We start from the raw sequence: 12,004 nt of genomic DNA on the forward strand, positions 1-12,004 counted from the left end.
GGACTTACAGGTCGAAGTATCTCGCCAAAGCACCTCGGTCAGCCCCCTCTACCCTCTGGGGAGAGGGTTGGGGTGAGGGGTGGTTTCGGCACCCGCCACAAATACCAGGCCGCCACCGTCCTAAACGGACTCCACCCCAACCCAATCTCAATCATCTGCTTACGCGTAGGCTGCACCTCCAGCCCCTTCATCCGCCGATACCCCTCGCGCACCCCAAAGTCATCCGCCGGCAAGATATCCGGCCGCTCCAGGCTGTAGATCAGCAGCATCTCCACCGTCCAGCGCCCAACCCCGCGCAGGGTAATCAGCCGCTCGATCAGCGCTTCGTCATCCATCGCCAGCGCCGTGACGTAATCCGGAACCACTCCGTCCAGCGTCGCCTGGGCAATCCCCTGGATGGTCGCAATCTTGCCGGCGGAAAACCCGCAACTGCGCATCTGCTCAAAGCTTGTCGCCAGGATCTGCTCCGGCCTCGGGAACGCGCCCGAAGGAAACAGCGCAATCAGCCGCCCGACAATCGCATCCCCAGCCTTGGCATGCAGTTGCTGATAGGCAATCGCCCGCACCAGGGATTCATACGGATCGCGCGCCGGATGCGGCTGATGCAGGCACGGACCGATGGCGGTGATGTGGCGCCGCCAGTCGTCATCGAGGGCGGCCAGGAATTCACTGGCGGGCTGGTAGATATCGGGCATGGAACTCAAGTTTTCTTTAGCAGCGAGTTTACTTCGCCGTAGGTGAGCGCCTTGAGATCGTGGGTATCGAGCTTGCCGGTTTCCAGAAAGCTTTTCGCCACGGTCGCCATGGCGCCATATAGAAATTCAGCAATGCCCGACCCGGCGCTCAAGCGCCGCACACCAAGGGTTTTCAGTTCGTCGGGGGACGGCAGCGAGGCCCAGCCCAGCACGTTCACCGGCAATGGCGTGCCACGGCAGATCGCGGCGATTTCGTACTCTGCCGTTACCCCTGCGGCGAACAACCCGTCAGCCCCGGCGGCTTGATACAACGCCGCGCGCCTGAGCGTTTCGGCGACGCGATCTTCAGCGGGCACCAGGCCCTTGAGGTACACGTCGGTGCGCGCGTTGATAAACAACTTCACGCCCCGGCGCTCCGCAACTTGGCGGGCGACTTCGATCTTGCGCGCCAGCAATTCCGGCGGGGAGGCGCCGTCCTCGATATTGATCCCGACGGCACCGGCGGCGATCACCGCGTCGATCACTTCGCCGACCCGCGTCAGGTCATCGGAATAACCGGCCTCGATGTCCACGGTCAGCGGCACATTGATCACCCGGACGATGGACTCCACCGTCGCCACCAAACGTTCGAGGGGCAGGGCGTTGCCATCGGGGTAACCGTGCGCCCAGGCCACCGCCGCACTGCTGGTGGCCACGGCTTTGCTGCCCAGTTGTTCCACCAGCCGCGCCCCGGCGGCATCGGCGACGTTGGTGAGGATCAGCAGGCCGTCCTGATGCAGCCTGTGGAACTGTTGGTCGAACGCTTCCATCGAGTTTCCTTCCCTATGAAATGATCAAAATGCCAGTTGCTGAGTGATCTGCACCGCAGCCTTTTCCAGCCTGAGTAGAAACGCCTTGCGCGGTTGCCCACCACCATAGCCGGTCAGCGAACCGTCCGCACCGATCACCCGGTGACAGGGCAGCACAATCGCCAAACGGTTATGCCCGTTGGCCAGGCCCACGGCGCGGCTGGCGCCGGGTTTGCCCAGCAGCGCGGCGATGGCGCCGTAGGTGCTGGTGTGGCCGTAGGGAATCTGCGCCAGTTCGGCCCAGACCTGCCGGGCGAACTCGCTGCCCGGCAGGTGCAACGGCACCGTGAATTCGGTCAGTTGCCCGGCGAAATACTGCGCCAGTTCGGTTTCAATCTGCTTCAAGTGGCCGTTGTGTCCAGGCGCCACGACGTAGCCATAACGGTTCTGCAATTCTTCGACTTCCCGGGTCAGTGCCGGGCGATCGAGAAACTCCAGCAGCACCAGTCCACGGCGTTCGGCCATGGCGATCATCGGCCCCAGCGGCGTGGTCAGCCGGGTGAACAGCAATGGCTCGCTGTTGGCGGCGCGGCCCGGCGTGATGTGGAAAGACTTCTGAAAGGCATCGCGGAAACCGCTCAGGGATTCGTAACCGGAATCGAACGCCACGTTGTCGATGGATTCGCCCTGCTTGATTCCGCCCAACGCCATGCCCAGGCGCCGGGTGCGCAGCCAGGCGTGGAAGGTCATGCCGAAATGCTGCTTGAACCAGCGGCGCAATTTCAGCGGCTCGATGCCTTCGGCTTGCAGCTGGGTATCGGTCCAGCGCTGCTCCGGATCGGTGTCCACCAAGGTGAGCAAGCGCTGCACCCAGTCCGGTGCAATGGCCGCCGCATCCAGCGGTTTGCAGCGCAGACAGGCGCGGTAACCGGCGGACATGCACTCGTCGGCATGGGCGAAAAACTCGACGTTCTCGGGCTTGGGTTTGCGCGCCGTGCAACTGGGGCGGCAGAAGATCCCGGTGGTCTTGACCGCAGTGAAGAACACCCCCTCGTAGGCGGTGTCTCGTTCGAGCATGGCGCGGACCATCTCGGCGTGGGGGGGCAGCACAGCGTTTGGTAGGTTCATGGGGTGAGCTGATGCCGCGCGCGAAAAAATCGCGCGCTGAGGTGAGATAAATAGCTTCGAGATTTTTTGCATCCAGTGCAATGGAATATTCAAAATGGCGGTTGTCGAGTACGTGGGCGCTCCACCATTCATGTTGAAGTTGGTGTTCCGCCCGGCTCAACCGGCCATGTAATTGCGTCTGGATAGCCAGACTGATCCTGAATACGATTTAACGCGACCCGGTACTGTTTCCATTTCTTGAGGATGGCGATGTCCTGAGCGGTTGCATCCTCAACATCTACCGCATCCTGCAGTGGATCTATTCGAAGCGTTGCTTCGCGCAGCAAGCCATCTCGTTGTGCTTCGACTCTCGCGATCACTTCTTCTGTCGTAGGTGGCGGCAAGTCCACCCAGGCAGGTCGCCCATTGATCAAGCCTAGAACTTTGTTGAAAGGTGCTGATTGCTTCCAGTACAGCGATTGCTCCTCCTCCGTAAGCTTGATGGCGTCATTCGGCCAACTGTCCAAAGACTCGTAATACTCCTGGTCGGCGCCGAGATAAAAACCACCGGATGAGACAGAGAAAAACACCTGACTGTTTGACATGACTAGCGACCTATTGAAATCCACTGAGCATTGAAGCCGCCTGCAGACTTCACTCCAGTGGTGGTTTTATAGAAAGGCATCGTGAAGCCGCCCAACACGACTCCGGTCGAAAGGTAAGCTGCATCGGTATTCTGTCCGGAAACGGCGAGAGTGATGAATTCCATGGCTGAATACCCGAGCGGGTAGTTGACGTTGATGTCACCACTCGCGTTGACCAGCGCCGATCCCCAATTGATGATCAGGCCACCAGGAACATCCGGAATTCTGATGTAGTCGTTCTTTCCGAATGAGCGTTTAGCGAACAGACTCATTACCGCCAGAACCGTGGGAACGAGTGAAAGGCTTGTTCCGGTGGCCATCTGCGCTGAGGTCGCGACAGGGATATCGGCAATGGCTAAAGCGCCGCCACCAGTGACCAGGCCTTTCGCGTTTACTGAAACCTTTGCGTATGAACCTGCGGCTACGCCGCTGTCCGCGAGCGTCATTGTGATGTCGGCGTTTGCGCTGCCATCAAACGAAGCATTGCCCGTTGCCGCGCCTGAGATCGATATCGTTCGCGCAGTCGCGAGCTTTACGGATTTGGCGACTGACAGTGTCCCTTCAATTAACGAGTCGATTTTGCCCTTGAGCCAGCGAGTACGATTGGCCAGCTGTTTACCTTGCAAGTTGTCGATACCGTCCGGACCACCCAGTACAGGGTCGGAGGTCTCAAGCTGGTAGATGCCTTCTGTCCATTCATTTAATTCAGGTAGGTCGGCCATTAGCTGCTCCCATGGTTGTATTGGCCGTCGCGACGCGCAAAGCCGTTATGCCTGATAGCTACCGACTGGTAGTCCAGTGATACCAGGCGACAGCGAGCAGGAGCGACGGAAAGTAAGAGGCGGCGCAAAAGCGCAGCTTGGTCGTTGGTAATAACTCGCTTAAGAAAGACCCTGTAAAGGGGCCAGGCGCCGTGATCGCCATGGACGTAATTCCCATCCCTGCTGATGGAACCGTCGCGTACCTGATTGTTCAGTCCCTCTTGGAGCGTCACTTCGCCGAAGCCCAGCAGGCGAATGACTTCACGTATTGCCCAGGGTGTCCCCTTGTAGCGGTGTAACTCAGCTGCGCTCTTGATCAGGTTGCGCCGGGCGTCTTCGGACTCAGCAAGTAGCCACGCTGCCTCATCAAGAAGGGAGAACTGATCGGCCAGGATCGGCAGCAGTTGTGGCTTTACCAGATCGACCAGGTACACCAACATGGAGTTGATATCGAGACCATCCAATGTTTCGTTGAGCAGCTCACAAAGCGTTGCAAAACGCTCGTCTCCTGCTAGAGCTGGTGGTAGCTGCTGCTCAGCCATAAGCCACACCGGCATCTTCAAGTTGTATCGAGGTGCAGTTCGCCCATTCACTTCCTATCAGCTCGCGCAGGGTGTTTGGCAACTCAAGATCCGCCCGATACACGCCATTTACCTGCAGCAGCGCAGTCAGTTGTTCCTGGACAAGATCCCGACCGAGTCCCGCCCGTCGCTCAAGGGCATAGGCCTCGGCCGCCGCTTTTGCGGCCTTCATCGCGGCCGCACGGTCTGCCGTGTCGTAAAAGGTGATGCGCGCCTTGATCACGTAGCTCACCTCGGTTGGCGCGTAAGCATGAACGGTGTCGCACAGCGGACGTAATTTTTCGCCACTGACCTGGTTCTTTACCCGTTGCAGCAGGTCCGCCGACGGTAAGCCCGTATCAGTCAGAGGAAACAGCGCAACATGGCCGTCCGGTTGCCCTTCGTCCGGTCCATGAACGGCAACATCAATAATCGACTGATGCACAGCCAGGGCGTGATAGCGATATGCCCCACGGCTACCGGCATTGCTGAAGGCTTCAGGTGCCAGAATGATCCGCTCACGATAACGGTCGTCTTCTTCGTCCTCGGCCCCATCGGCAGTGACACTGGTGTTGGTCGCAGTCAGACCAGATGTAGGTGGATTGCCAATGCTGCTGATTTGGCCAACAGCCCAGCCATTGCCAAGCTCACCAGCGGTCAGACAGGTTGCTGTCACGCTGACTTGGGTCTGGCCAGCTGGGATGATGACGTCCTGGTCAGTGAGAAAAGCGAGCTTAGCGTCCTGGGTGCTGACCCGAGTTCCGGCCCGAATGAGCAAAGATTGCTGTATCGCTGCCGGTATGCTGAACCGAAGAGTGCAACGCGCTGGCACTGCCAGCAGCCTGGGGGTGGCCACCAGCTCACCGAGATAGTCGAGGATCGGCCCTTTGGCGAACCGAACCAGCAGCTGCTCCCCCGCGTTTTGAATACCCATCTGCAGACGCGTCACCGCGTAGGCAATCTGGTCGATATACAGCCGCTCAACTTGGGCGGGATAAAGAATTTTGTTGGCCTTTGACTCGTACCGCGCAATCAGATCAGCCTCAGTGGCAGCCGGATCAATCTGGATAAATACCGGCTTAGGCAGCTCGCGCATAGGGCACCTCGCTCAACTGATCAACACCGTTCGCAACACGCCACTGCACACGCAAAATGATGCGCGAGTCTTCAATGAGCACCAGCACCTGGACGACCGAGACTCGGGTTTCCCAACGGCGAATGGCGTCGACCGCCTCGCGCACCAGGTGCGGGGTCACACGGTTGACGGGCCAATCGATATATAGATGAAGGTCACTGCCAAATTCCGGCCGATGGGCGTCACTGCCTTTGGGTGTGGTCAGGATGATGCGGATGGCCTGGTCAATATCGCGCAGGCCCTCGACCACCTCACCGGATGTTCCGAGGGCGGGCTGCCAGTGGGCGGCGGTGATCCTGGTGTAGGGAGTGGGCGTCGTCATGCGCACATAGTGAATATGACAACTACACTAGGCTTTTAATCGAGTTTAAAGAGACCACAAAGGGAGGAATATTTATGAGGTGGATTGAACTTGAAAGTGTTCCGGGAAAGAAGATGCCACGCTGGCAACGTTCAGCTGGCTTGGGAGATGACGGCACTGTGTATGCCCCGGCAGCCATGGGTGGTAATGAACAAGCAGTGATGCTTTGCGCCGGGTACGACGGGATTACATTGGTGAGCTACCTCAACCATGTTTTCGTTTCTACAGACTGGCTAGCGAAGGAATACCCCCAGTTGGAAGGGCTATGCGAAGCGATAGTGAAAAAAGTGAATAAAATCGCGGACAGTGCCGCGAACGCAGAAATAGAGGATGCACCTGGTGATTAATGATTGTGGTGGTTCGAGTTACCTCCGACGTCCATAATTGTTCCCGTTGCATCGACGTTGCCATCCACCTTCAGGTTGCCGTTCAACTGCAGGTTTCCATTCAAGGTGACCTGCGGCACATCCAATGTGGCTGAAGGTGCCTTCACCACCACCGGCTCACTCGCCTCAACTGTGATGGTCCGGCCACATTTCAAAAGCAAAGCCCCGACGCAGTCCAACGTCATCACCCCCGCAGCACGGTCGTATGTTGAGACAGTCCCATCGCTGAAGCGCACGTAGTCCGTGTCCTCATCGACAACAGGCGGCGGTTCGGCCGATGAGTAGATCCCTCCCAGGTAAATACCACCCACACCATCAGAGTCCAGCAACACCGCGACCTGTTCGTTCAGTTCAGGCATCAAAGGCCGGCGCTGCGTGCCTTGAGTGTTGCGCTGCGGCACGTTGAGCCAATAGCTCTCAACCCCATCGCGATCATCCAGGCGCACCCGGATGCGACAGGTCAGATAATCCACGGCACTGACTTCACCGTACTCCAGTTCAACCCCCATCAGATGTTCTCCATTATCAGGCGACTGCGTCGTTCTGAATGCCGTAGGTTGCTAACGCCAGGTCCGGCTTGAGGCTCTCTTGAGTCATTGTGATCGAGGGCGCTGAAATGCGGCAGACTGACTTTTCTACGGTGTAACCGCTGCGAGTCATCCGGTGTTGTGAAGAGGTGATCAGGTAATTACCGCCGAGCATACCGGCCGCAACCAAGGTCACCACGTTGCCGCTGAGCAGGTTGGGCCGTCCCATCGCGCTCCAACGGCCGGTAGTGCGTTCGCGGTTGGCCTTGGCCAGTTCGGCTTTGGCTTTCGCCTTGGACTCTTCGGCCGAGGCACTGCGCTTGCGGCTCTTCTTGGTGTCACCGCTGGTGGTCGCCTTGCTTATGCTGCTCGGCACCGCGACGGTTTCACCATTTACGACTTTGTAGGCAATCAGTTGCTTCTTCGCGGGCTCTTTGTGCTTCACCTCGATGGCTTGAGGGATGCTCTTGATCTGATCGCGCAAGTTCACACTGCTTAAGTCCTGGAGTACCAGCGTTGCCACCGGGGCGCCCTTGGCCAGCTCACTGATGGCATGAAAGACCATACGGTTGCCGGCCACCTTGAAGGCATAGTCATATTCGGCTGCCAGGTTGCGCAGGAAGGTCAGATCGGACTCCTGCTGCGTCAGCCGGTCGAGCTTGATCGGCTCAATACTGCCGATCAGCTCCAGCCCCTGACGGGCCGCGATCTGATTGGCCACGGCATCCAGCGTGGTGCTTTCATAGGCGTGGTGTTCGGTGGTGCGCAATGCCGCTTTTATTCCGGTAGCCAGGCCATGAATGGTGATGGTCGAGGGCGGGCAATTCAGCTCAACCTCATCGATCTCAAACCGGCCAAGGGTGCGCAGCGGTTCGCCTTCCCAGCCAATCGACAGGGTCAAGCTGTCGCCATGCCCCGGATACCAGGCATCGCGCCATTTACCCTCTGTGTCCTCCAGCTCGACCTCCAGACTGTCAGCCTGGCCAGTGAGATAGTCGGTGTAGGACAAAGAGATCAGATGCTTACTGACGTTCCGGGTGATGTTGCTCTGCTGATAGGCCAGCAAGAAGCGTGCTTGCGGCACCTGTTTGGGGATCATCGCATCCATGGTGGTAGATCCTCAGTGGTGGCAACGGGCGCAAGAATGGGAATGGCCAGCGTCAACCCCGCTGGCAAGGCAGCAGTAATTGGCACATGGGTGTTGGCCTCAACGATCGGCAAATACCGATGAGCATCGCCGTAGTACTGCCAGGCCAACTGATCCCAACGCTCACCATCCGTTGTGACATGCGTGATAAACATCAGGACTTCCTCGTAAGGACTTGTGCCGCCAGGCCGGCCAACCGGGTCCGGGCGCCGTCCATGGTGCTAAGCGCTTGACCAAGCGACTCTTGGGACGCGGAGAATCGATCAACGATGTTGCCCAGGTCGACCGGATTGAGGGCTGACCGAGCACCCATCACACTGCCCAATACGTTCTCGCTCATTCGCGACAGATCGGAGCCGTCTTCAAGCAGTCCGGCCACTGATTTCAGTCCTTCCAATGGAGCAATGGCCCTGGCTGTAACACCCAGCAATTGTGGGACTTGGCCGAGGATCATTGAGGCGTTGCCGCTCTTGACCGTCTCATACAGGTTTTGCCCCGACTTCAAGATATTCCCGGCAGTTTTCGCATAACCAATCACGGACTGGACGGTACTGGGGGACGGCATCAGTCGCGAGATAAGTCCGGGCTTATCGGCGGTGGCTGCAGACGTTCCGCTCAAGGCTGGATCGAGCAACCCCGGCCGGGCAACCTTGCGAGTGAACGCCCCGGTGTACTCCTTGAGGCTCAATTGAACCGTGGCCGCCTTGATCTGGCCCATGGCCGTCGAGCGACGGATTGCATTGGAGAGGTTGGTGATGACGTAGGCGCCCAGGTATTCGCCACTCCCCATGACAAAGGCCAGAGGCTCATGTTTGCTCTTGGCCAGGCGCAGCGTCCTTAACCGCTCCTCGGGGTCACCCAGGACAGGGTGCAGTTCGATGGTCAGGTTGCACTCATCCAGACCTTCACCGATCCATTCCAGCAAAGGTTTTCCCTGGATACGGGCGTGCTCTGCCCAGTCGGCCGATCCGCTTTGCTCCATGCTGCTGATCCCACCGGCTACGGTGAATTCAATATCACCCAGGATGGCAAACATCAGGCGATCCCCTCATCAGACGGACCGTAGCTACGGCGGCGCTGGTCGTGCATGTAGCGATCCATCATCCGCACGAACTCGCTATAGCCGGCCTGCAGCCCTTGTTGAACCTGCTGCTGCGTATCGGCTCCACCAGGTACGGTGATCTGCGGTGAAAACGTGAAGCTCGCACCGCCGCCCATACCTGAGCCCATTCCCGCCGCTGCGCCTCCAGCATTCCCCATCGTGCTGGCCCTGGAGACATCAGCCGGGTTCGGCGGCGCGAGGTCGACGCCCGATTGTTCGGCCATGCCGAGTGCCGCTTTTCGCACCAGGTCAGACTGCGCACTGATACCGATGGCGGCACCTTCACTGATATTGGCGCCGTAGCCCATGAACACCCGGCTTGGAGACTGGATGCCGAGCGTCTCGGTAAACCAGCCTTTGACCGAAGTCCCGACACCGACCACGGCTTCTTGGGCCGCGCCCAGAGCATTGCGAATGCCATTGACCAAACCATCAATGATCATGCCGCCGAACTCGGTGAACTTACCCGGCAGCTCAATTCCGAAGTAACTCATCACTCCGGCAAAGGCCCTGTAGAAAAGGCCGACTGGGGAAAAGTTGACGATCAAACTCGCCACCCCTACAAGCCCACCTTCAAACGCTTTCGGGATCTCGCTGATTCCCTCCAGGAGCCAGCGCGCCGGGGCCATCAACCCAGATAAGGCGGTGCCAACAGCCCGACCGAACTCTATCCCTGACCAAGTCGCCTTGCCCAGGGCATCACCTGTGACCTGAACGGGGCTGAACAGCTCGCGAAACCAATTGATCACCGGGCCAATGTACGTTCCCAGTTTCGCGAACAGCGGCCCCAGTGGAGCAAAGGCCGTTGAGAAGGCATCGCCGATGGGTTTGAGTCCATCCTTTAAACCGGTGAAAAAACCGATCATCCAGGCCTTGAGGGGCTCCCAGTTTTTGTAGATCGCTAACCCCACTGCAGCGATCAAGACAGCCCCGAGGACAATCGCCCCAACAATCAGCCCAATCGGATTGGCAATCATCACCGCATTCAAAAAAGCCATGGCACCCGACAATCCGGGAAGCACGGCAGTGAGTGCCGTGACACCGGAGGTGAAGGGCGCAAGTCGAGTGGAGATCAGAGCACTCTTGAGCAAAGTGGTCTTGCCCGACAGCACCGACATGGTGGTGCCTACACCGTTGAGGGCGGAAGCACCGAGGTTGACGCCATACTGCAATGCGATAAAGCCCAGTTTGAGTGCAGCGACTCCAGCAACCGCTTTGATCACACCACTGACTAGCCCTGCGTTCTGTTCCGTCCAGGTAGCAAATGAGCGAATGAGTGGAACGGCTGCGTTGGTAATGTCCAGCAACGCTGGAAGCATGATATTACCCAGCGTGATTCCGGCATCGGCAAGTCCAATTGTCAGCGCTTTTAGCTGCTCTTTAGGACTCTCCATTCGCTTTTTGAAGTCGACATCGAGCCCGCCTTTGTCGGCAGCATCAACACTGCCTTGCTGGATACTCGTAAGGTCTTGTTGATTTGCCATTGCCGGACGGATAAATGACAGTACTTGCTGGTCGGCGAATAACTCACCTAGTTTGTAGGCCTCATTCAAACGATTAAGGGCGATCTGGCGCTCTTCGTCGTCTTTAATAGTCATGGCGTTTTGAAATTTGCCGGCAGCTTCTGGCCCCTTAGTTCCGACGTATTGAGTAATGACCTTCAACATGGCCTGAACAGGAGTAAGCCCATCCCCAACAAAGTTCTTCATTGAGGTCGTCAAGTCTATACCTGCACCTGCAAAGGACTTGAGGGTATCTGCGGCGGTGAGTTTTGACAGGAAGTTTTTAAAGTTGTTGGCCGCTTCATCGTTGCTGCCAGCACCCCGGCGAGCGATTTGCAACGAAGCGCCAATCTCGGCCACTGCGCGCTCCCCAGTGATACCCAGTGCGGCAAACTGCGGTGTGAGCTGCGGCAGCCATTTGGCCATATCCGCCAATTCGAACTGACCTTTTTTGCCCGCAAAGGCCAGCATGTTCATTGAACGTTCAAGTCCCGCCGCACCGATACCGAGGTTGTCATTCAGTGCGATGGCCACCGACCCTAAATCGTCCATGCTGGCACGAGTAGCCGTAGCTGTTTTGGCCATCACGGGAGCATAGGCAGCCAACTCCTGGGCACTGGAGATCCCGCCCGCTATAAGCACCGCAGTGCCTTTGGCCACGTCGGTTTGGGTCTGATTCCATTTCAGAGCCGAGCCCCGCATTACCTCGCTGAGCCGAGCTTCTTCGCCAGCATCAAAGCCGCCAGTTATCGCGATGTCATTGGTCTGATCTTTGAAGTCGATGGCTGTACGCAGCGACTGAACAACTGGCGCACCGATAACTGCGGCTGTACCCGCCGTCTCCATGGCTTGGCCACGCAGCTCGCCACGCTTGTTTTTTAGCGTTTCGCCACGAGCGATGCTGGTGTTGAGGCGTTCCTGCTTGATTTTGAGCTGTTCAATACTACGACCGACCTGGTCGTATTGCCTACGTAGATGCTCGACCCCATTACCACCGCGCGCCAGCGAGGCTGACAGTTCAGTACCGATGAGTTTTTGCTTGGCTGTTAACCCGTCGGTGGCTCGGCCCAGTTGTTGGACCGTTGACTTTGCCGAGCCAAACGCGGCGCTCAAACTGCTGGAAACAGCGCCGCCGATCTTTAACCCAACAAGAACTTCATTGGCCATGGAGTGCCCAGCTATAGATAGGATGGTAGGTGCATCGCCCTGCAAGAGGGCGACACGACATTGCGAGGGAGTAACATGGCGGGGGCGCTATTATTTGTTCATCTGTTCGATCCGGCGATTGA

Annotated in this window: 14 protein-coding genes; 1 reads left to right on the plus strand and 13 read right to left on the minus strand. The window is 58.1% G+C overall.

What is annotated here, in order from left to right; genetic code table 11:
* Positions 1–38 precede the first annotated feature (38 nt).
* The 8 genes from ACIQY3_RS03200 to ACIQY3_RS03235 form a co-directional block, all read right to left on the minus strand.
* Positions 39–695 carry a DNA-3-methyladenine glycosylase family protein gene (locus tag ACIQY3_RS03200; RefSeq protein WP_403017165.1) on the minus strand — a complete coding sequence of 219 codons (657 nt, stop codon included), beginning with the start codon at positions 693–695 and terminating at the stop codon, positions 39–41.
* A gap of 5 nt (positions 696–700) precedes the next feature.
* Complete coding sequence (locus ACIQY3_RS03205) at positions 701–1,504, minus strand: isocitrate lyase/phosphoenolpyruvate mutase family protein (protein WP_403017167.1); 804 nt, start codon at positions 1,502–1,504, stop codon at positions 701–703.
* Between the two features lie 24 nt (positions 1,505–1,528).
* Positions 1,529–2,611, minus strand: coding sequence for a bifunctional transcriptional activator/DNA repair enzyme AdaA (locus ACIQY3_RS03210; protein ID WP_403017169.1), 1,083 nt, complete (start codon positions 2,609–2,611; stop codon positions 1,529–1,531).
* Between the two features lie 128 nt (positions 2,612–2,739).
* Positions 2,740–3,195 (minus strand): tail fiber assembly protein, encoded by a 456-nt coding sequence (locus ACIQY3_RS03215; protein WP_403017171.1) that lies wholly within the window; start codon positions 3,193–3,195, stop codon positions 2,740–2,742.
* 2 nt (positions 3,196–3,197) lie between these two features.
* On the minus strand, positions 3,198–3,956 hold the full coding sequence (locus ACIQY3_RS03220) for a hypothetical protein (protein ID WP_403017173.1): 759 nt from the start codon (positions 3,954–3,956) through the stop codon (positions 3,198–3,200).
* Positions 3,956–4,537 carry a phage tail protein gene (locus tag ACIQY3_RS03225; protein ID WP_403017175.1) on the minus strand — a complete coding sequence of 194 codons (582 nt, stop codon included), beginning with the start codon at positions 4,535–4,537 and terminating at the stop codon, positions 3,956–3,958. Before ACIQY3_RS03225 ends, ACIQY3_RS03220 begins: the two co-directional genes overlap by 1 nt.
* Positions 4,530–5,651 carry a baseplate J/gp47 family protein gene (locus ACIQY3_RS03230; protein ID WP_403017177.1) on the minus strand — a complete coding sequence of 374 codons (1,122 nt, stop codon included), beginning with the start codon at positions 5,649–5,651 and terminating at the stop codon, positions 4,530–4,532. The genes ACIQY3_RS03225 and ACIQY3_RS03230 overlap by 8 nt, the downstream gene beginning before the upstream one ends.
* Complete coding sequence (locus ACIQY3_RS03235) at positions 5,635–6,012, minus strand: GPW/gp25 family protein (protein ID WP_403017179.1); 378 nt, start codon at positions 6,010–6,012, stop codon at positions 5,635–5,637. The genes ACIQY3_RS03230 and ACIQY3_RS03235 overlap by 17 nt, the downstream gene beginning before the upstream one ends.
* A gap of 74 nt (positions 6,013–6,086) precedes the next feature.
* Between ACIQY3_RS03235 and ACIQY3_RS03240 the strand changes: the two genes are divergently transcribed.
* Positions 6,087–6,398: a hypothetical protein gene (locus tag ACIQY3_RS03240; RefSeq protein WP_403017181.1), complete on the plus strand. Its 312-nt coding sequence runs from the start codon at positions 6,087–6,089 to the stop codon at positions 6,396–6,398.
* Here ACIQY3_RS03240 and ACIQY3_RS03245 read toward each other — a convergent pair.
* The 5 genes from ACIQY3_RS03245 to ACIQY3_RS03265 are packed head-to-tail and all read right to left on the minus strand — an operon-like array spanning position 6,395 to position 11,882.
* The gene (locus tag ACIQY3_RS03245; protein ID WP_403017183.1) at positions 6,395–6,946 is read right to left on the minus strand and encodes a phage baseplate assembly protein V; all 552 of its coding nucleotides are present in this window, start codon (positions 6,944–6,946) and stop codon (positions 6,395–6,397) included. The genes ACIQY3_RS03240 and ACIQY3_RS03245 overlap by 4 nt on opposite strands.
* Positions 6,947–6,962: 16 nt before the next feature.
* The gene (locus tag ACIQY3_RS03250) at positions 6,963–8,072 is read right to left on the minus strand and encodes a phage late control D family protein (protein WP_403017185.1); all 1,110 of its coding nucleotides are present in this window, start codon (positions 8,070–8,072) and stop codon (positions 6,963–6,965) included.
* The gene (locus tag ACIQY3_RS03255; protein WP_403017187.1) at positions 8,060–8,266 is read right to left on the minus strand and encodes a tail protein X; all 207 of its coding nucleotides are present in this window, start codon (positions 8,264–8,266) and stop codon (positions 8,060–8,062) included. Before ACIQY3_RS03255 ends, ACIQY3_RS03250 begins: the two co-directional genes overlap by 13 nt.
* A complete protein-coding gene (locus ACIQY3_RS03260; RefSeq protein WP_403017189.1) occupies positions 8,266–9,147 on the minus strand; it encodes a phage tail protein in 882 nt (293 codons plus the stop codon). The genes ACIQY3_RS03255 and ACIQY3_RS03260 overlap by 1 nt, the downstream gene beginning before the upstream one ends.
* On the minus strand, positions 9,147–11,882 hold the full coding sequence (locus ACIQY3_RS03265; RefSeq protein ID WP_403017191.1) for a phage tail tape measure protein: 2,736 nt from the start codon (positions 11,880–11,882) through the stop codon (positions 9,147–9,149). Before ACIQY3_RS03265 ends, ACIQY3_RS03260 begins: the two co-directional genes overlap by 1 nt.
* Positions 11,883–12,004 lie beyond the last annotated feature (122 nt).

Source organism: Pseudomonas sp. NPDC096950 (assembly GCF_044762525.1).
In the GTDB taxonomy this organism is placed as follows: Bacteria; Pseudomonadota; Gammaproteobacteria; order Pseudomonadales; family Pseudomonadaceae; genus Aquipseudomonas.